General features: G+C 67.0%; 16 protein-coding genes and 2 pseudogenes. 12 read left to right on the forward strand and 6 right to left on the reverse strand.

From position 1 onward, the window contains the following. Window positions 1–115: 115 nt before the first annotated feature. From ada to ACF8C6_RS04375, 8 genes are all read left to right on the forward strand, one after another. The gene (gene ada / locus ACF8C6_RS04340) at window positions 116–1,150 is read left to right on the forward strand and encodes a bifunctional DNA-binding transcriptional regulator/O6-methylguanine-DNA methyltransferase Ada (RefSeq protein WP_392498183.1); all 1,035 of its coding nucleotides are present in this window, start codon (window positions 116–118) and stop codon (window positions 1,148–1,150) included. 60 nt (window positions 1,151–1,210) lie between these two features. Then, on the forward strand, window positions 1,211–1,513 hold the full coding sequence (locus ACF8C6_RS04345; protein ID WP_392498155.1) for a MazG-like family protein: 303 nt from the start codon (window positions 1,211–1,213) through the stop codon (window positions 1,511–1,513). Then, complete coding sequence (locus ACF8C6_RS04350; RefSeq protein WP_392498156.1) at window positions 1,510–2,259, forward strand: methyltransferase domain-containing protein; 750 nt, start codon at window positions 1,510–1,512, stop codon at window positions 2,257–2,259. The genes ACF8C6_RS04345 and ACF8C6_RS04350 overlap by 4 nt, the downstream gene beginning before the upstream one ends. Window positions 2,260–2,376: 117 nt before the next feature. After that, the gene (locus tag ACF8C6_RS04355) at window positions 2,377–2,970 is read left to right on the forward strand and encodes a DUF4136 domain-containing protein (RefSeq protein ID WP_392498157.1); all 594 of its coding nucleotides are present in this window, start codon (window positions 2,377–2,379) and stop codon (window positions 2,968–2,970) included. 14 nt (window positions 2,971–2,984) lie between these two features. Then, window positions 2,985–3,533: a DUF4136 domain-containing protein gene (locus tag ACF8C6_RS04360; RefSeq protein ID WP_392498158.1), complete on the forward strand. Its 549-nt coding sequence runs from the start codon at window positions 2,985–2,987 to the stop codon at window positions 3,531–3,533. Continuing rightward, entirely contained in the window at window positions 3,530–4,018 is a 489-nt protein-coding gene (locus ACF8C6_RS04365; RefSeq protein WP_392498159.1) for a GNAT family N-acetyltransferase, read from the forward strand. Before ACF8C6_RS04360 ends, ACF8C6_RS04365 begins: the two co-directional genes overlap by 4 nt. A 56-nt stretch (window positions 4,019–4,074) precedes the next feature. Next, window positions 4,075–4,518, forward strand: a complete 444-nt coding sequence (locus tag ACF8C6_RS04370) for a DMT family transporter (RefSeq protein WP_392498160.1) — start codon at window positions 4,075–4,077, stop codon at window positions 4,516–4,518. Between the two features lie 88 nt (window positions 4,519–4,606). After that, window positions 4,607–5,728 carry a GGDEF domain-containing protein gene (locus ACF8C6_RS04375; protein ID WP_392498161.1) on the forward strand — a complete coding sequence of 374 codons (1,122 nt, stop codon included), beginning with the start codon at window positions 4,607–4,609 and terminating at the stop codon, window positions 5,726–5,728. A gap of 22 nt (window positions 5,729–5,750) precedes the next feature. Here the strand turns inward: ACF8C6_RS04375 and pbpC are convergent, their stop codons facing one another. Beyond that, window positions 5,751–8,081 carry a peptidoglycan glycosyltransferase PbpC gene (gene pbpC / locus ACF8C6_RS04380; RefSeq protein WP_392498162.1) on the reverse strand — a complete coding sequence of 777 codons (2,331 nt, stop codon included), beginning with the start codon at window positions 8,079–8,081 and terminating at the stop codon, window positions 5,751–5,753. 32 nt (window positions 8,082–8,113) lie between these two features. On the opposite strand from pbpC, the gene ACF8C6_RS04385 reads away from it, so the two are divergent. Then, window positions 8,114–8,452, forward strand: coding sequence for a hypothetical protein (locus tag ACF8C6_RS04385; RefSeq protein WP_392498163.1), 339 nt, complete (start codon window positions 8,114–8,116; stop codon window positions 8,450–8,452). A gap of 100 nt (window positions 8,453–8,552) precedes the next feature. Here ACF8C6_RS04385 and ACF8C6_RS04390 read toward each other — a convergent pair whose 3' ends face one another. The 4 genes and pseudogenes from ACF8C6_RS04390 to ACF8C6_RS04405 form a co-directional block, all read right to left on the reverse strand. Beyond that, window positions 8,553–9,080: a transposase gene (locus tag ACF8C6_RS04390; RefSeq protein WP_392498164.1), complete on the reverse strand. Its 528-nt coding sequence runs from the start codon at window positions 9,078–9,080 to the stop codon at window positions 8,553–8,555. Window positions 9,081–9,156: 76 nt separating this feature from the next. After that, a complete protein-coding gene (locus ACF8C6_RS04395; protein ID WP_392498165.1) occupies window positions 9,157–14,061 on the reverse strand; it encodes an alpha-2-macroglobulin in 4,905 nt (1,634 codons plus the stop codon). 90 nt (window positions 14,062–14,151) lie between these two features. After that, window positions 14,152–14,889, reverse strand: coding sequence for a methyl-accepting chemotaxis protein (locus ACF8C6_RS04400; RefSeq protein WP_392498184.1), 738 nt, complete (start codon window positions 14,887–14,889; stop codon window positions 14,152–14,154). A gap of 129 nt (window positions 14,890–15,018) precedes the next feature. Next, window positions 15,019–16,080, reverse strand: a pseudogene (locus ACF8C6_RS04405) (cache domain-containing protein); the annotation flags it as partial. 316 nt (window positions 16,081–16,396) lie between these two features. On the opposite strand from ACF8C6_RS04405, the gene ACF8C6_RS04410 reads away from it, so the two are divergent. The 3 genes from ACF8C6_RS04410 to ACF8C6_RS04420 are packed head-to-tail and all read left to right on the forward strand — an operon-like array spanning window position 16,397 to window position 19,264. Further along, window positions 16,397–17,779, forward strand: a complete 1,383-nt coding sequence (locus tag ACF8C6_RS04410; protein WP_392498166.1) for an MATE family efflux transporter — start codon at window positions 16,397–16,399, stop codon at window positions 17,777–17,779. Beyond that, entirely contained in the window at window positions 17,754–18,791 is a 1,038-nt protein-coding gene (locus ACF8C6_RS04415) for a diguanylate cyclase (protein WP_392498167.1), read from the forward strand. Before ACF8C6_RS04410 ends, ACF8C6_RS04415 begins: the two co-directional genes overlap by 26 nt. A gap of 14 nt (window positions 18,792–18,805) precedes the next feature. Next, on the forward strand, window positions 18,806–19,264 hold the full coding sequence (locus ACF8C6_RS04420; RefSeq protein WP_392498168.1) for a DUF2214 family protein: 459 nt from the start codon (window positions 18,806–18,808) through the stop codon (window positions 19,262–19,264). Between the two features lie 244 nt (window positions 19,265–19,508). On the opposite strand, the pseudogene ACF8C6_RS04425 reads toward ACF8C6_RS04420, so the two are convergent. Next, a pseudogene (locus ACF8C6_RS04425) lies at window positions 19,509–19,667 on the reverse strand (IS4 family transposase); the annotation flags it as partial.

The raw sequence follows: 19,667 nt of genomic DNA on the forward strand, positions 1-19,667 counted from the left end.
GGCAGCGCCCTTGTCTGACGAATGCGCTTTGAGCATAGGCTTTGAAAGTCAGCTATGGATTGGCAGAGTCTCTCCCGCGACCGAAAATCGGAGCATGTCCCACGAGGAAAGCGCCATGCTCGACCCGATCCGCTGCTGGCAAGCCGTTTGCGACCGCGATATGCATCAGGACGGCGCGTTCGTCTTCGCCGTGAGCAGCACCGGCATCTACTGCCGTCCCAGTTGCCCGGCACGCCGCCCCAAGCGCGAGAACGTGAGCTTTCATCGCAGCCCTGAGGCCGCCGAGGCCGCCGGCTACCGCCCGTGCCGACGCTGCTCGCCGCAGGGCCAAAGCCCGGCCGAACACCTCGATGCGCTGGTGGCTGCAGCCTGCGCCTTGCTGCAGCAAAGCGAAAAACCCCTGACGCTGGAGCAGTTGGCCGCCCGTATCGGCCTGTCCGCCTCGCACCTGGCACGCGCCTTCAAGGCCCGTACCGGGCTGACCCCGCGCGCCTGGTTCGACGCCCAGCGCCGCCAGCGCCTGGAGGCCAGCCTGCCACACGCCAGCTCGGTGCTGCAGGCGGCCCTGGACGCTGGCTATTCCGGCACCCGCGCCCTGTATCAGCAACCTGGTGCCTTGAGTCCCGCGCAGCGCCGCCAGCAAGGCGCCGGCGAAGTACTGCGCTATGCCATCAGCGACTGCCCGCTGGGGTTGGTACTGCTCGCCGCCAGCGAGCGTGGCGTCTGCGCGCTGCTGTTTGGCGATGATGAGCTGGCGCTGGAAAACGAGTTGCAGCAGCGCTTCGCCGCTGCCGCACTGCGTCGTGACCAGCACGGCCTGCGCGACTGGCTGCGCGCCGTGCTGACCCAGGTGAACGAGCCCGCACGGGCCGCCCGCTTGCCGCTGGACATGCGTGGCACCGCCTTCCAGCAACGCGTGTGGCAGGCCCTGCAGAACATCCCCAGCGGGCAGACACGCCGCTACGGCGAACTGGCCGCCCAGCTCGACAGCCATGCGCGCGCCGTGGCCCGTGCCTGCGCCAGCAATCCACTGGGCCTGCTGGTGCCTTGCCACCGGGTCGTCGGCACGAACGGCGCCCTTACCGGCTATCGCTGGGGTGTGGCCCGCAAGCAGGCGCTGCTCAAGGCCGAGGCAGACGCCGTCTCCTAGGCGACGGGACTTGCAGCACTGCGCCTTCGGGCCGAAGCTATGCGCCCCGAAGGAGAGCCCATGGACATCGCCGAACTCACTCGCCGCCTGCACGCCATCCGCGACCGCAACGACTGGCGTCGCTTCCACAGCCCGAAGAACCTGGCCATGGCCGCCAGCGTGGAAATGGCCGAGCTGGTGGAGATCTTCCAGTGGCTCAGCGAAGACCAGTCGCGCCAGTTACCCGCCGAGCAACTGCAGCATGCCGGCCAGGAAGTCGGCGATATCGTCCTCTACCTGCTGCTGTTGTGCGCCGAGCTGGGCCTGGACCTGGAGCAGGTGGTACGCGCCAAGCTGGCCGACAGCGAGGAGCGCTTTGCATGAGTGACAGACACTTCGACGAGCTGGCGACCCGCTTCGCCGAGAAGATCTACGGCGGGGCCAAGGGTGCGATCCGCCTCGCGGTGCTGCAGGCCGATCTCAAGGAGGCCCTGCCGGAGCGCCCGTTGCGCGTGCTGGACGTCGGCGCCGGCCTTGGCCACATGAGCCTGTGGTTGGCCCAGCGCGGCCACAACGTGACCCTGACAGAGCCCGCCGAACCGATGCTGGAAGGCGCCCGCCAGCGCTTTGCCGAGGCCGGCACCCAGGCGCGCTTTATCCAGGCGCCCTGGCAGGACCTGCTCGGCCAGCTCGACCAGCCCTACGACCTGGTGTTGTGCCACGCCGTGCTGGAGTGGCTGGCCGAGCCCCACGCCATCCTGCCGGTGCTGCACCAGCTCACCGCACCGGGTGGCTGGCTGTCGCTGGCGTTCTACAACAAGGACGCGCTGGTCTACCGCAATCTGCTCAAGGGCCACTTCCGCAAGCTACGCAAGGCGCGCTTCGCCGGCGAAGGCCAGAGCCTGACGCCGCAGCGCCCGCTCGACCCACGCGAGCTGGCGCTGCAACTCGAAGGCAGCTGGCGGGTCGAAAGCCAGAGCGGCGTACGCGTGTTCCACGACTACATGCCGGTCGAGTTCCAGGCCAAGGCCGAACTCGCCGACCTGCTGGAGATGGAGCTGGCCTACCGCCGTCATCCGGCTTTTGCCGGCCTCGGCCGTTACCAGCACTGGATCTGCCGGCCACGGTAAGCGGCAACCGCCCCCAGGCCGAACCGCATACAGGCTATTCTGATACGACATGTTCTCCTCCACGCCTGCCGGAGGGGCCGGGAAACCCAAGACGGTTTTCCGCTTGCGGAGCGCCTCATGAAAGTCCTGCTGTCCCTGCCACTGTTGCTACTGCTGGTCGCCTGCCAGAGCCCCTCGCCCTATATCGCCGAGGGCAAGCCGCTGCCTCCCGCGCCGCCGGCGGCGGCCGATCACTTCGACCGCAGCGCCTACCCGGCCGCGCCTCGCGACTATGCACGTTACCGCGACTGGGCCTGGCGCTCGCAGCCGGCCGGCAGCGCCTGGGCAGACGGCGCCCTGCTGGCCGAAACGGTCGCCGGCGGCCTGGATCAGCGCGGCCTGCGCCCGGTGCGCAGCGGCAAGCGCGCCGACCTGCTGGTCAGCGCCGAGCTGAGTGTGGAGCGCCGCCAGTACCAGGTCCGCGACGACTATGGCGGCTATTACGGTAACGGCCCCTGGGGCGACCACTACGGCATGTACGGCAGCGTGCCGCTGGTGCGCACCTACGAGCTGGAAGTGATCGTGGTACGCATCGACCTGTTCGACGGCGCCAGCGATCAGCCGGTATGGAACGGCAGTGCCGAGGCCCGCAACACGGACAGCCAGAGCGAACGTGCCGATGCCCTGCGCCGCGCCGTCGAGGACGCCCTCAGCGCCTATCCCCCGGATTGATTGGAGGTTTACCCATGCTGCAGCGCCTGCTGCTGATCCCGGCCCTGTTGCTGCTGGCCGCCTGCCAGGGCATTCAGACCGAGCGAGACTACGATCCCAGCCGTGATTTTGCCGCCTACCGCAGCTGGAGCTGGCAGGAGCCGGCGCTGCAATACCGGCCGGACGATCCCCGCATCAAGAGCGATCTCACCGAGCAGCGCATCCGCCAGGCCGTCGCCGCGCAGCTCGACCAACGTGGCTTGCGCGCGGCACCCGACGGCAGCGCCGGCGACCTCAAAGTGCAGGTCTGGCTGGTGGTCGAGCAGCGCCAGGAACAGGTCAGCACCAGCTATGGCGGCTACTGGGGCGGTTATTGGGGCGGCCCGGCGATGACCGAAACCCGTAACCTCGACTACAAGGTCGCCACCCTCCAGATCGACCTGTTCGATGGCAAGGATGGCAAGCTGGTCTGGCGCGGCAGTGCCGAGCAGGTCATGCGCCGCACGCCACCAACGCTGGCAGAACGCGAAGAGGCCATCCGCCGCACGGTCAACGACGTGCTCAAGCAGTACCCGCCGCAATGAGCGAGCAGTTGCTGAGCCACCGCGCGAGCACGGATGACGACCTGGACGAGGTGGTGCGCTTCGTGCGCAACGCCGACGAGCTGTTCTACGCCTTCCCCCGCGCCCACTGGCCACTGAACCGCGAACAGCTGGCCGCAGCCTGCGCCGAACGCCAGGGCAGCACCCTGGCTCTACTCGATCAGCGGCCTGCCGGTTTCGCCAACTTCTACCAGAGTGTGGCGGGTGAGTACTGCGCCCTGGGCAACCTGATGATCGCGCCCTGGGCCCGCAGCCAGGGCGTAGCCCAATACCTGATCGGCGTGATGGAGCGCCTGGCTCAGCGCGACTTCCAGGCCCGAGAACTGAAAGCCTCCTGCTTCAACGACAACACTGCCGGCCTGTTGCTCTATGCCCGCCTCGGCTATGAGCCACGCGGCGTCGTCGAGCGCCAACGCGGCCGGCAACGAGTAGCCCTGGTGCAGTTCGCCAAACGCCTGGAAAGCTGACCACCCAGGCAGCCTTGCGGGCATAATGGCGCCCCGCCCGCACCCCGGAGACGACCATGCCCCACTGGTTGCTACTCGCCCTGCCCCTGCTCGCCGGTGCCGCTCTGCCGCTGCAGGCCGGCATCAACGGCCAGCTGGCCAAGCAGCTCTCCAGCTTCATGGCCGCCGCCCTGGTGTCCTTCCTTGTCGGCAGCGTGGCCCTGCTGCTGGTGGTCATGGCCAATCGTGAGGTTCCCGCCATCGCCGCCTTCAAGAGCCTGAGCTGGTGGCACTGGAGCGGCGGGCTGCTGGGCGCCGTCTTCATCACCACGGCAGCCTTTGCCGGCCCACGCATCGGCGCGCTGCTTTTCATGGTGCTGGTTCTGGCCGGCCAGTTGGGCATGGCCCTGTTGCTCGACCATAACGGCTGGGCCGGCTTTCGCGAAGCCCCCATTACCCTGGGTAAGGCCGCCGGCCTGGCACTGATCATTGGCGGGGTCTGGCTGATTCGTCGCGGCTGAGCCCGCGACGAATTAGTGGCACTTTGCTTCCATCCACCCCCTCGGCAGGGCTATGCTGCTGATCTGGCCGCATTTGTGATCACAGCACATGGCTCTCTACTCACGCCTGTACCGCACCGACAGCTTCGCCCTCTGGCGCGAAAGCCAGGACATCAAAGTCCGCACCCGCCTGGGCGGTATCTTCTATTTGCTGGCCTGGCTGCTGAGCTGGGCCTTCAGCATCGATAGCGCTGCGCTGCTGGGCCTGGGCGGCACCCTGTTCTTCGGCGTGCTGATGCTGCTGCGCTGGCTGCACCAGCCGCCGGGCCAGGAGGACACCCCCGGCCTGCAGCGCTGGATCGACCGTCACTGGCAGCTGCTCCAGCTCACCAGCCTGGGCTGGGGACTGGTACACGCCTATGCCTTGTGGCAACCGGCCTTCGAGCCCTCGCGCATGATCGCCACGCTCAGCACCATCGCCTTCAGCACAGCCATGGCCTTCAACTTCCCCATGCGCAAGCACCGCTGCATGCTGGCCATGCTGCTGCTTTACCTGCCCGGCCTGACGGTACTGGCGCTGAACTGGGCGCAGCAGGAGGCCGTGCTGATCACCCTGCTCTTCTACCTCGGCTACCTGCTGCTGGCCCTGAGCCGCAGCCATCGGGAATACCAGGCCACCCTGCACCTGGAGCAGCAGCTGCTGGAGCAACGCGAGCTGTACGACCGCCTCAGCCGTACCGACAGCCTGACGCAACTGGGCAACCGCCTGCAGTTCAACGCACTGTTCAGTGCCATGGTCGCCACCGCTCGCCGCCAGGGCAGCCCCTTGTCACTGGTGCTGCTGGATATCGATTTCTTCAAGCGCATCAACGACCAGCATGGCCACGCCAATGGCGATGCCTGCCTGCAAGCCTTTGCCGAACACATGCGCCTGGTGTTCCGCCGCGACAGCGATGTACTGCTGCGCCTGGGCGGCGAGGAGTTCGGCGTACTGATGCCGGATACGCCGCTAAGCCAGGCCCACGAAATGGCCGAACGCTTCCGTCGCGAGTTGGCCGAACAAGGCTTCGAGTTGGACGGCCACAAGCTGCCGCTGACCACCAGTGTCGGCGTGGGTTGCCTGGAGCCGCTGCGCGATGCCAGCGCCGAGGCCTTCTTCAAACGCGTCGACGATGCGCTCTACCGTGCCAAGAGCGACGGGCGTGACCGCCTGACGCTGGCCCTCGACTAGACACTGCAGAGCAGCCCCCGCCTCAGTCCTCCACACGAAACTCCACCCGCGCCGTGCTCCCGCTCTGGTCGAGCAGACTGAGCTGATAAAGCCCGGCGGTTTCCAGGCGCTGCTCGATCCCTTCTCCCGGCTGACTCTCGGCCACTGGCTCGCCATTGAGGAACCACCAGCGCGGCCCGCTGCCCCCAAGTGCCGATAGCTGCAGGCGCAGCGACTCGCTACTGCCCGAAGGCCGCCGCAAGCGGTCGCCCTCGCGCACACCGACGATGGACAGCGGAGCAGCCGCCGGCGGCAGACTCGGCGGGCAGGTCGTGGATGCCTGCGGCAGGCGTGCCGCACGCCGTTCGCGGCGGGGCAACCAAGGCTCCAGCGGCGCCGGCCACAACGCCATTTGCGCTTCATGAGCCCCCGCACATCCCGCACTCACGCGCAGCCCGGCTTGATCCAGCCAGAGGGGCTGCAGCAGGCCAAGGCCCAGCGGTTGATCCTGTGCCTGCAAGGTGGGCGGCACAGTGCCGGCCAGCGTCCAGGCAAAGCGCTGGCGCCGGCAATTGGGATCGTCACGGGCCAGCTCCTGGCCCAGCGGCCAGCAGATGGCCGCCACACCAATACTGTCCGGCACAGGCTGCACGGGCGCTTGCAGACCGCGTTGCTGGTCACGGTTGACCAGCAGATCGTGCACCTGCAGCAGCAGCGGCGCAGCCGAGGCCAGGCCGAACTGGCCAGGCACCGGGGTGCCGTCGGGACGGCCGATCCACACTCCGATCAGGTGCCGCGGGCCGACACCGATGGCCCAGGCATCACGAAAGCCATAGCTGGTACCGGTCTTCCAGGCCAGCACCGGGCGCTGGACCAACTCGGCCCTTGGGTCGCGATCCGCCCGCGCCTGCCCGGCGAGGATGCGCCGCACGATCCAGGCCGCGCCGGGCGACAACAGGCGCCGCTCGCGCAGGGCCTCATCCGGCTGCAGGCGCGGCCGCGCCGCCATGCCTGCGCGGGCAAAGGCGGCATAACCGGCGACCAGCTCCTCCAGACGGCTGCCCGCGCCGCCGAGGATCAGCGCCAGGTTCGGCTCGGCGCCGCTCGGCAGTGCCAACGGCACGCCGGCACCGCGCAGTTCGCCGGCGAAGCGTTTCGGTCCATAGGCCTCCAGCAGCTGTACCGCCGGCAGGTTGAGCGAAGTAGCCAGCGCCTCGCTGGCCGAGACCGGGCCGGTAAAGCCAGCGGCAAAGTTGCCGGGACGGTAGTCGCCATAGCGGCGCGGCACGTCCTGCAGGAGGGACTCGGAATGGATCAATCCGGCATCCAGAGCCAGGCCGTAGAGGAAGGGCTTGAGGGTCGAACCTGGTGAACGCAGGGCGCGCACCATGTCGACATGGCCAAAGCGGCGGGCATCGCCAATATCCGGCGAGCCGAGATAGGCACGCACCGCCATGTTCTCGTGCTCGACCACCAGAATCGCCGCCGAGGTGTGCTCCGGCAGACGCACACGCCAGCCCAGCAGCAGACCCTCCAGACGCCGTTGCAGGGCGGCATCCAGGGTAGTGCGGATCAGTGGAGGGCTGTCGGGACGGTTCAACCGCCGCGCCAGCAGCGGCGCCAGGCTCGGCTCCTGGCGTGGCGCCAGCAGCACCGGCTCCTGTAGCGCCTCGTCCACCGCGCGCTGCGGCCAGACCTGAAACTGGGCGAGGCGCTGCAGCACCTTGTCCCGCGCCACCTGCGCCCGCTGCGCATGACGATCCGGGCGCAACCGACTGGGCGCCTGCGGCAGCACGGCGAGCAGGGCAGCCTCGGCGCGGGTCAGCTGCATCGGCGACTTGCCCAGGTAGGCCCAACTGGCCGCCGCCACGCCCTGCAAGGTACCGCCAAAGGGTGCGCGGTTGAGGTACAGGGTGAGAATCTCATCCTTGGACAGGTGCCACTCCAGCTGCAGCGTGCGCCACAGCTGCTTGAGCTTGCCGGGCAACGAACGCGCATGCGGGTCGAGCAGGCGCGCCACCTGCATCGACAGGGTGCTGCCACCCGACAGCACCCGCCCGCTACTCAGGTTTTGCCAGGCGGCCCGCGCCAGGGCCAGCGGGTTGACGCCCGGATGCTGGTAAAACCAGCGATCCTCATAGGTCAGCAGCGCCTCCAGGTAAAAGGGCGAGACGTCCTGCACCTTCACCGGATAGCGCCACACCCCCTCGGCGTCAGCGAAACGCCACAACGGCGTGCCGTCTTCGGCCAGCACCACACGGGCCAGGCCGTCCTCGGGCAGAGGCAGCGGAAACAGTCGATCTGCCAACCACACGAGCAGCAGCGGCAGGAGCAACAGGGTCAAGACGCGTCGCCCAGGCAAGACCGGCTTCATCGCCACGCCTCGCTGCGCGAGCGGCGCCGGCTATGGCATGCTGCGCGGCAATTGTTCATGCCGCTGTGGATATCCATACCTTGATCCAAGACTTCTTCGAATGGCTGGGCCACGCCCTCGGCACCCTGATCCGCTTTATCGTCGAAGCCCTCAGCGGCTTCTTCGGCCTGTTCGCCGATGTCGGCCGCAGCTTCCTCAACGGCCTGGCCTCGGCGCTGGGCACCGATGTCGGCCTGCTCAGCATCGTCGCCATGGTCTGCGGCCTGCTCCTGCTCTACGCCGCCGTGCGCGCCGGCATGCGCAAGGCTTTCGTGCGCATGGTGATCTATGGGTTGCTGGGGTTGTGGTTGCTAGGGTTGGTTGTAAGTTGAGGCCCACTCAAGGTTGCCGTAGCCCGGATGAAATCCGGGAAACTAGCAACTCCGTTCCCGGTTTTCATCCGGGCTACGGCCTGACAGGCTCTGCACAGACTCACTCCCCCGCACGCCCTATGTATCCAGCGCCACTTCCACACCAGTCAACCGGCACAATTCCCCGCGCTACATAGCGATGAAAACTGGACAACGGCCAGTCGCGCACCCGGCCTACCAAGCCATGCTTGAGCGGGTTGGCATGGATGTAATCCACATGTGCAGCGAAATCCACCTCATCGCGTATTAGATGCTCCCAGAAGCGCCGCTGCCAGACATTGGCCTCGCCTTTCTCATTCAGCGTCACTGGCACGCCCTTGTCACGCAGGGCTTGCACAAAAAACGACTTGAAATAACGGACCCTGGATGAGTAATCGACATCACCTTCCGGCAGCAGCATCAGCAGATGCAGGTGATCGGGCAGCACCACGGCTGCCGGCACTCTGCATGGCCGCTCAAAGATGACCTGTCTTAGCGCCTCGCGCAGCGCATCACTGTGCTGCACCAACCACTCGCGGGTTCGATCCTGCAGAGTCAACGTCAAGAAATAGCAGGCGCCCGCAACCCGAGCGCGCCGGTAACTGACCATAGACCAGACCTCCATGTCCGGTTTACACCACGAGCGCCTAGCCATAGCCCGGATGCAATCCGGGAAGCAGGATCGTTCAGCGCTCCCTCACCACCAACTGCGCCGGCGTAGCCCCCAGCGCATTCCAGGCCGGGCGGTACATCGACTCCACCTGCGGCGGCGGCACGCGGTAGGTGCCGGGGGTGACGGCACGGGCCAGGTACAGCAGGTGGGTGGAGTCATAGCTGTTCACATCCACCGCGGCCACGAAACGATCGTCACGGAACTCCTGATGTTTGATCGGGGCGTTCTGCATGGCCTTGAGCCAGTCCTTCAACGCACCGCCCGCATCCTCCAGGCTCGCGGCGCTCTGCGCCAGGTTCTGGTTTTCCAGCTCCAGACCGGCCGGCAGCAGGTCGACCACCAGGGCATCCGGCACCCGTTCCTCGGCGCGTACCGCCAGGTGCACCAGCACCAGCTGGCCACTGCGCAAGTCGCTCAGATCGAGCGCGTTGCCGCTCAGGTCGTAATAGCCACGCTCGATGCTCAGGTTATTGCCGCTGGGGGCCGGGGCCTGGGTCGGATAGCCGGAGATGGTCAGCTGCTGGTACAGCTTGCCGTCAAAGCCGCTGCTCAGGCTCAGTGGCTCGGACAGGCCGGCGCCGTCTAGACGCACCGCGCCCTGGCCATTGCTCAGTTCACGGGTGTGCCCGGCCACTTCCAGCGCTGCCGTCCAGGCCTGCTCCGGCTGCTTGATCAGGCCTCGCCCGGCGAGGAACAAGGCATTGCGTTCCTGGGTCGACCAATAGCGCTGCTGCGTACGCTCCTCGGCCAGCTCGAACAGCAGGGTGTCACGCGATGCGGGTGCCAGGTCATTCTCCTCCAGCAGGGCGTAGATCAGCGCCTGATCGCGCAGCGGGCTGCCGTAATCGGCCAGCCATTCCTTGCGGCTGCGTCCCAGCCCTAGCCCCAGGGCCAGCGCCTGATCGGCACGCGGCTTGTCGCCCATCTTCTGCAGGGCCACGGCCAGCTGCACCAGCGGCAGGCCGGACTTGGCGTCTTCGCGGCGCTCATACAGTGCACGCAGGCTGCCCAGCGGCGCCTGCAGGCTGCGCGCCAGCACCAGGCCGGCATAGGCCTGCACGGCGAACCGGGTGTGGTCGAGGTTTTCGCTGTAGCCCGGATCGATCAGCTGGCGGTCCTGCAAGTAGCGCAGCAAGCGCTGGCTGGCCTTCTCCAGCGCTGGCGACGGTACGGCGAAGCCTTGCTCGCGGGCGCGCAGCAGGAAGTCGGTGACATAGGCGGTCAGCCAGTACTCCTCGTCAGCGTCGGCACCCCACAGGCCGAAGCTGCCGTTGTAGCGCTGCATGCCCAGCAGGCGCTCGATGCCGATCTCGATGGCACGGCGGCGCGTATCATCAGGCTCGCCGTCCAGGCCCAGGCGTTCGAGGGTCGCACTGTCGGCGTAGAGCGAGGGATACAGACCACTGGTGGTCTGCTCCAGGCAGCCATAGGGATAGGCCTTGAGCGCGCGAATCTGCTCGGCCAGGTTCAGCGGCGGACGACTGGACACGCTGAGCAGCGCCTCGCGACCGGCTGGCTCGAAGTCAGCCAGGGTGCCGGGCGGCAGTTGCCAGCTGTCACCCTGCAATACACTGCGCAGCAGGCGGGTCTGCGCCGGCCAGGCCGAGCGCACGCCGATGCGCCATTCGCGGCTGAAGGCGTCCAGGGTCTCGCCCGGCAGGCTGAGCCCGCTGACCTTGACCCGCACGATACCGCTGCCATAACCGCCGGCGGCACGCACCGGAATGCGCAGCGTGGTGCGCTGGCCCTGGTCGAGCTGGATCGGCACGGTGTAGCCGCCGGGCGTCTCGGCCAGGCTGAGCTGGCCGTCAGTCTCGACCTGCACATCAAGCTTCTGGCTGGCACCGGACAGGTTGCTCAAATCCAGCGCCACGCGGGTCTCATCGCCACCGGCGAGGAAGCGCGGCGCCGACAGCTCCGCCACCAGCGGCGCGGCGACCACCGTCTTGGCCTCGCCCATGCCGTAGCGTTCATCGGTCCAGGCCTGGGCCATCAGGCGCAGCTCGCCATTGAAGTCGGGAATGTCCAGGCTGACCTCGCCCTCACCCTTGTCGTCCAGGGTTAGCGGCAGGCTCTGTAGCGCGACGATGGTGATGCTGGTGTCCGGGCGCTTGCCGCCCTTGGCCAGCGCCGCATCACCACCGAAGGCCAGCGAGGCCAGACGCCCCTGGCCAGCCTCGATCAACTGACCGTAGACATCCAGCTGATCGGCACCATAGGCCTTGCGCGCGAACAGCTCGGCGAACGGGTCCGGCGTTTTGTATTCGGTGATATTGAGGATGCCGACATCCACCGCCGCCACCAGCACACGCGCCTGCTGGGGCACACTGCCATCGGCGTTGCGCGCCTGCACATGAACCTTGAGCGGCTGCTGCGGACGCATCTTCTCCGGTGCGGTGAGACTGACCTGCAGCTTGCGCGGCGCGCGGTCGAACGGCAGGTGCAGCAGGCCGACGGCGCGCTTGGGCGTGGCCCCGGCCTTGCGCTCGCCGGGGCGGATCACCAGGGCGCTGACGTAAAGATCGTGGCGTGCCCAGTCCTTGGCCAGGGGAATGTCGAAGCTGGCGCCTTCGGCCGGCACCTCGATTTCCTGCCACCACAGCGGGCCGTCGCGCGACTCTACCAGCAGATAACCGCTGCCGGCGCTGGGCGGTGTGACGCTGACCTTGGCCGTTTCACCCGCGCTGTAGGCCGGCTTGTCCAGCGCCAGCTTGACCTGATCCGGGCGTACCGCGCCGCCCTCGCTGTTGTCCTGCCAGGAGTAGCCGGCCCAGAAACGCAGGCTGCTGAGCAGCCCGGTGGACGGATCGATCACCTCGACACGGTAGGGGCCCCACTCCACCGGGAAGCTGACCTTGGCGGTGCCGCCGGCGGCGACCTTGATGCCCTCCTCGCCCAGGTTGAGAAACTTCTCGTTGTAGTGATAGCTCCAGCCATCGCTGTCGGAGAAGCTCCAGTAATAGTCACGGCGCTCGCGGATCAGGCGCACCTGCAGGTTATTGCTGGCCAGCTTGTTGCCCTGCGGGTCGGCCAGCAGCACTTCGAACTCGGCCAGGCCGTCACCATCCACGGCCTCGCCGTCGAACAGACCGCGAATGCCCGGCAGCTGCGCGGCCGGCCATACCGGCTGCACCAGACGCCGGGTGATCGGGCGGCCGCCGGACTCCTGCAGGCTGGCCTGGAGAATCAGCTGCAGCGGCGACTTGGCCTCGGCCCAGCGGTTCTCCGGCTGCACCACGGCCTTGCCCTGGGCATCCAGGGTGATTTCCTCCAGTTCCTGATCCTGGCTCAGTTCTTCTTCGGTCAGCGAGCCGAACTGGTAGCCGGGCAGTGCCTTGACCGCCTCACGCAGCGGGCGCACGTAGAGCTGGCCGGTGAGGCGATTGCCGGAGGCCGGTGCGCCGTAGAGGTAACGGCCTTCGACCTGGAACTGCGCCTCGTCGCTCGGCGCGATAGGCATCTCGCGACCCTTCAGCTCCAGGGCCAGGCGCTCGGGCAGGAAGTCTTCGACCAAAAACTCGTAGAGCTGCTTGTGGCCGTTGCCAAAGTCGAGCAGCAGCTGCCAGCGCCCGGTCGGCGCCTCGGCCGCCAGCTGCAACTGGTACTGGTACAGGCCGTGCTCGTCCGGCTGCCAGACGAACTTGCGACTGATCTGCTCGTCCGGCCGGCGCACCTCGACATTCACCGGCTGCGGCTTCACCGCATGGCCGTCGGCGTCCCGCAGCAGCGCATTGAGCAGTACCGTCTCGCCCGGGCGATAGAGATCGCGCGGGCCGAACACGAACAGCTGCAGTGGGTTGGCCTGCGGCCCAGTGATATCGAACTCGGCCAGATCCAGGGCCGGCCCATTCAGGTTGAGCAGGCTGGTCTGCTCGCCCTGGCGTGCCAGCAGCAGGCTGGCCTTGTCCGGCAGCGGCAGCTCGGCATGGCCGGCAGCATCGGTCTTGCCGCTGGCCAGCAGTTGACCCTTGTCGCCGAGCAGCTCCAGCTCCACGCCTTCCAGCGCCTTGCCGCCTTCCAGCGCCTGAGCGAACGCATCCAGGCGCCCGTGGTAACGGTGCACGGACAGGCCGATGTCGCTCAGGGTGAACAGGGTCGCCGGCTGCGAATAGCTGTAGGTGCCGGCCTCGCGCATGACCGCCAGGTACACGCCGGGCTGCTTGAAGGGTTCCAGGCCGGCAATCGGCAGCAGCAGGGTCTCGCGAGTGTTGCGCGCCGGGTTGAGGTCGAAGCGGCCGCCGTAGACCAGCTCGGCCATGGGCAGCAGCTCGCGGGCTTCCCAGGTGTCCAGGTTGGCCCCACGCCCCCACTGGGAGAGGAAATGCGGCAGTGCTTCCTGCTTGATGCGGAAGAACTCGACATTGACCTTGTCGACGTTCAGCGCGATCACCGGCAGACCTTCGGCCAGGCGGGTCGGCAACAGCGAGCCGCGACTGGCGAAACCGACGGTGGGCTGCAGGTCGCGGGTATCGACGCTGGCGCTGTATTCGCGGGCCAGCTCGCTGCCGTTGACGGCACGCAGGCCGCGTTCGATGGTCAGCACCAGCTTGCGCTTGGGCTCCAGGTGACGCAGGCGCAGCTCCATCTGGTTGTCGGACAGCTCCCAGGCACCGTCCACCTTGCCGCTCTTGCGATCGACCAGGTGCAGCTTGGCGGCGAAATCCTGATCCGCCTGCAGCGGCACACTGAAGGTCACCGCCAGGGTGCTGGCGCCGTCGAGCTGGACTTCCGAAACATCCGCCACGCTGAGCTCGCGGCCGGCGTAACGCTTGGCCAGCGCCGCTTCGTCCAGCGCCGGGCGGGCAGCGTCTTGCGCAGCGGCGGACGGGCTGGTCGGGTTGGTCTGTTCGGGAGTTGAAGAGTCGCAGGCGCTCAGCAGGGTGAGCGTGGCAGCCAGTAACAATCCTTTGTACGACATGGAGAACTCGCGCATCTGTGGCAGAGAAGCGAGCAATATAGCCGAGCGACCGCCGCGTTGCCGTGCGACGGTCGCGTGTTTATGCCGGCGTCAGAGGCGGAAGCTGCCCATCTGCCGCGCCAGATCGTCGGCCAGGCGGTTGAGGGTGCGGCAGTCCTCGTTGCAGCTCTGCACTTCGCCGACGGTCTGCTGGGCCAGGTCGGCAATGCCCTGCACGTTGCGATTGATCTCCTCGGTCACCGAGCTCTGCTCCTCGGTGGCGGCGGCAACTTGGGTGTTCATGTCGCTCAGCCGCTCGACCTGATCGGCGATGCTCTCCAGCGCCCGCCCGGTGCTCTCGCTGGCCTGCACACCAACACCGGTGGCCTGCTGGCCGCCCTGCATCGAGCTGACGGCTGCCTCGGCGCCCTGCTTCAGGCGCTGGATCATCTGCTGGATCTCGGCGGTGGAGTTCTGCGTGCGACTGGCCAGGGTGCGCACCTCGTCGGCCACCACGGCGAAACCACGGCCCATCTCGCCGGCCCGTGCCGCCTCGATGGCCGCGTTGAGCGCGAGCAGGTTGGTCTGCTCGGCGATGCCACGGATCACCGCCAGTACCTGGTCGATGGACGCCACTTCCGCCGCCAGCTCCCCGACCGCCTCGGCAGCGTTGCCAATCTCGCCAGACATCTTCTGGATATGGGCGATGGAGCCACCGACCTCGGTACGCGCCGCCGTGGCCTGATCGCGAGCATTCTGCGACACCTCGGCGGCCGAACCGGCGTTACGGGCGATTTCCTGCACGGTCAGGCCCATCTCGTGCACGGCGGTGGCCACCATGTTGGTCATTTCCTGCTGGCGGTCGGCGCGCTGCGCGGTGTTGTCCACCACCTGGGCCACCTGGGCCACCGAGCTGCGCAGGCGCTCGCTGGTGGCCAACACCTCGCCGATCAGCTGGCGCTGGCCTTCGAGAAAGCGGTTGAAGCCCCGGGCCAGATCGCCCAGTTCATCACGGCGGGACTCGTCCAGACGCCGGGTCAGGTCGCCGCCACCACCGCCGATCTCCACCAGCGCCTCGGTGACCCGCTGGATCGGTCGCACCAGGCCACGCGCCAGCAGCACCACCAGGCCGAGCGACAGCACGATCACCGCCAGGCCGATCAACGCGGTGGTCAGCAGGGCCTGGCGCGCCTCGCCATAGACCTGCTGCTCGGGAATCTCGGCAACCAGGCGCCAGTCGATGGACTTGAGCGGCAGCGCCATGGCCAGGAAGCCCTCGCCGTCGCGCTCGAAATGCTGGGTCTGGCCGGGCTGATCGACCAAGCCGGTCGCGGCCTCGTTGCCCACCAGCTGGCTGAGGCTGCTCTGGTCGCTGAGCGTGGCGTCCGGATGCACCTTGACCTTGCCGCTCGCGTCCACCAGGTAGACCCGCCCCGACTCACCGAGGCGGAAGCCGCTGATCAGCTCGGACATGGCCCCCAGGCCCAGGCCCAGACCGCCGACGCCGAGTGTCTTGCCGCCGGCCTCGATACGCTGGTTGATGAACAGGGTGGGCACTTTGGTGCTGCTGTCGACATCGATATCCAGCGAGCGCTGCTTGCCGCTGTCGACGAAACCGTAGAACCAGGCGCTGTCCGGGCCACGGGTCAGGGTGCGGTCGAGCCCTTCGTTGGTGATGTAGTTGCCGGACTGCAGGGCCACGATAAAGGTGCTCAGGGCGCCGCCGGCCAGCTTCTCCTGCTGCAGATAGCGGCTCATGGCCTCCAACTGGGCCGGGTCTTCGCCGGCCGCCAGCCAGTCGGCCACCAGGCTGTTGCCGGCAATACCACGGGCCTGCTCCAGCGGTGTGGCCAGCACCCGCTCCAGGTCGTTGCGCACCGCCTCCACCCGCGCAGGCAGCTCGCCGTTGACCAGATAGCGCTCGACCTGACGGTTGGCCACGCCGGAATAGATGAAGATCACCAGCAGGACGCTGACGACCAGCGCCGCGCCCATGCTGAGGATCAATTGCCAGCCGATACTGCGCTGCCAGAACTGCATGCGTGCCACCTCATTGTTGTTATGCCGCAGGACCAGGGAGCCTCACGGACTCCCGTGGATGCGCAAGCAAGGAATACACCAGCGCACAAAAGGCTCTGGATCGGCTTCCAGAGCCTTCGCACAAAAATTTGCGACCAAAATAAGCACATAAAAGTCACAAAATTGTCACTTAAATGCACACAATCACACCAACCATAGCCCCGTCACTCCCATGTAGTCGGCCCGGCCTTCGCCATCTGAAGGCACACAGGCGTAAAGCGACGGACGGCAGCTGCCCGTCACTCTTATACTTCGCGCTTTTACCGGAAGGCCCCTCATGTCCAAGCTGCTTGAGGCCTGGCGCCACACACCGACCCACAGCCGGGTCTGGGCGCTGGCCGCGCCGATGATCCTGTCCAACCTGTCGGTGCCGCTGGTGGCCCTGGTGGACAGCGCGGTGATCGGCCATCTGCCGCATGCCCATCAACTGGCTGCAGTGGCCGTAGGCGGCAGTCTGTATACCTTGCTGGTGTGGCTGTTCGGCTTCCTGCGCATGGGCACCACCGGCTTCGCCGCCCAGGCCAGCGGCCGCGACGACGGCAATGCCCTGCGCCTGATCCTGCTGCAGGGGCTGCTGCTGGCCGGTGGTCTGGCCCTGACACTCGGCCTGCTGGCCGTACCGCTGAGCGACCTGGCCCTGGGCCTGATGCAACCCTCCGCTGCGCTCGATGAGCTGGCTCGCGACTACTTCCACACCCGCCTGCTCGGGCTGCCGGCCGCCCTGGCCTGCTACGCGCTGGTGGGCTGGCTGTTGGGCACCCAGGATGCACGCGGACCGCTGGCCATCCTGCTGACCACCAACCTGCTGAATGTCGCCCTCGACCTGTGGTTCGTCCTCGGCCTGGACTGGGGCGTACTCGGGGCCGCCCGCGCCTCGGTGATCGCCGAATGGTGCGGTGCCCTGCTCGGTCTGGCGCTGGCCTGGCGCGCACTGCGCCGGCACCCTGGTCGCACGCCGACCGCCGCTCTGCGTCAGTGGCGCAACTGGCGCCCCTTGCTGGCGGTGAATCGCGACATTCTGATTCGCACCCTGGCCCTGCAACTGGTGTTCTTCCTGGTCACCGTACAGGGCACCCGCCTCGGTGACGCCACGGTGGCGGCCAACGCCCTGCTGCTCAACGGTCTGCTGCTCACCGCGCATGCCCTCGACGGTCTGGCCCATGCGGTGGAAGCCCTGTGCGGCCACGCTATCGGCGCCGGCCGGCGTGACGAGTTGCGCCGCTCGCTGGTGGTCGCCGGCGGCTGGTCGCTACTGGCCAGCCTGCTGTTCGCCGCCGCCTTCTTGGCCGGCGGGCAGATCTTCATCAACCTGCAAAGCGATATTGCTGCCGTGCGCGCGGTGGCCTACCAGTACCTGCCCTACCTGGCCGTGCTGCCGCTGATTACGGTGTGGAGCTATCTGCTCGATGGCCTGTTCATCGGCGCCACCCGTGCTCGCGAAATGCGCGATGCCATGCTCATCAGCCTGCTCCTGGCACTGCCCGTGGCCTGGCTGCTGCGCGACCTGGGTAATCACGGTCTGTGGCTGGCCTTTCTATGTTTTATGCTGATGCGAGGTGTGTGCCTGGCCGTTCAGGCCCTGCGCCTGCAACGGCAGAACGCCTGGATTGCCGAACGGCCGACTGGAGAGCCCGATGCTCAAAGCCCCTACACCGGATGATGAACCCCTGCGCCAGCAGGCACTGGATGATCTTGAACTGCTCGACACCCCCGCCGAGAAGTACCTCGATACCCTGGTGCGCCTGACCCACGAACTGTTCCAGGTGGAAACGGTGCTGATCAGTCTGATCGACCGCAACCGCCAGTGGTTCAAGGCCCGCATCGGCCTGGATATGGCGGAAACGCCCCGCGACATTTCCTTCTGCGGCCACGCCGTGGCCGCCAATAGCCTGCTGGTAATCGAGGATGCCCACAGGGACCCGCGCTTCGCCGACAACCCGGTGGTCACCGGCGCCCCCTTCATCCGTTTCTACGCCGGCCAACCGCTGTACAGTCGCGACGGCCAGGCCATCGGCACGCTCTGCCTGCTGCACCCGCAACCCCGTACCCTGAGCCAGGAGGAACGCCTGCGCCTGCGCGACCTGGGCACTCTGACCGAGGGCTACCTGCAACTGCGCGGCCTCAGTCAGCAGGCCGTAAAGCTGCGCCAGGCGGTCAGCCGCGAGCAGCGCAAGGCACTGATCGACCCGCTGACCCAGCTGTGGAATCGTGCGGCCCTGGCCCAGCTCTTCGGCCGCGAACAGCAAAGTGCCCGAGATAGTGGCGAGAAACTCGGCGCGATCTACGCCGATCTCGACCATTTCAAGCAGATCAACGACCAGTACGGCCACGCCGCAGGCGACCGGGTACTGTGGGAAAGCGCACGGCGCATGAGCACGGCCCTGCGCCCGGATGACCTGCTGGTACGACTTGGCGGAGAAGAGTTCATTGCGCTGGTGAGCGTGCACAACCTGGAGGAATTGCAGCACATTGCCGAGCGTGTGCGCTTATCCATTGGCCTCACCCCCATACAGCTCGACCAGCAGGCGGTCTCCGTCACCATCAGCATCGGTACGGCCCTGGCCATGCCCGGCGAAGCGCAGGCGGCGCTGCTGGAGCGAGCCGACCGTGCCCTCTACCTTGCCAAGCAGCAGGGCCGCAACAGAACGATCCACGCCCCGGATACCCCCTGAGGAAAGGAGCTCCCATGGCCGACGCCATCGCTGCCAGCCTGCACTACCTGTCGATCTTCGTGCTGTTCGCCCTGCTGACCAGCGAACACGTACTGTTCAAGCCTGACCTGGATGCAGCCACCGCAAGGCGCCTGATGCGCATCGACATCGCCTACGGCATCTGTGCCGGCCTGGTGCTGGCCACCGGCCTGGCCCGTGTGCTGTGGTTCGGCAAGGGGCTGGACTACTACCTGCACAACTACCTGTTCCACGCCAAGGTCAGCCTGTTCATCCTCATCGGCCTGCTGTCGATCCTGCCGACCCTGACCTTTTTCAGCTGGCGCAACGACGTGCTGGCCGGCAAGGCACCCAACATCAGCCCGGCCGTGGCCCGCCGTACCATCATGGTGATTCGCCTGGAGCTGCTGTTGCTGGTCTGCCTGCCGCTGCTCGCCAGCCTGATGGCCCGTGGACAGGGAATGTTTGGCGGCTGATCCGGCAAACATCTCCTGTGGGAGCGACTTCAGTCGCGATGCTTCTTCAAACAACCCCAATCGCGGCTGAAGCCACTCCCACAAATGCCAGCCTTGTGTCCTCTAGGCTACAGCTAGCCCAACCGAATCTGCGCTAAAGCGAATTGGCTTCCTGCCACACCGCATGCGGGCTTTCCCGGATTGCATCCGGGCTACGGCCAGAACACGCAGGCAGAAAAAAGCCCGGCAATTGCCGTAATGCTGTTCACTTAAGCGGAGCAGCATTGCGATCCACGGGATAGCGGGTCTTGGACATCTTCACCGTCCTGGGTCGAGAAAGCCTAGGGCGGTGGTCCAGAAACAGCCCTCCCAACCCCGCTCTCAACGCCGAAAGACGCCTTCCCGTGGCGGAAAGTGGATTGGC

The organism is Pseudomonas sp. zbq_18, assembly GCF_043102245.1.
Classification (GTDB): Bacteria; Pseudomonadota; Gammaproteobacteria; order Pseudomonadales; family Pseudomonadaceae; genus Aquipseudomonas.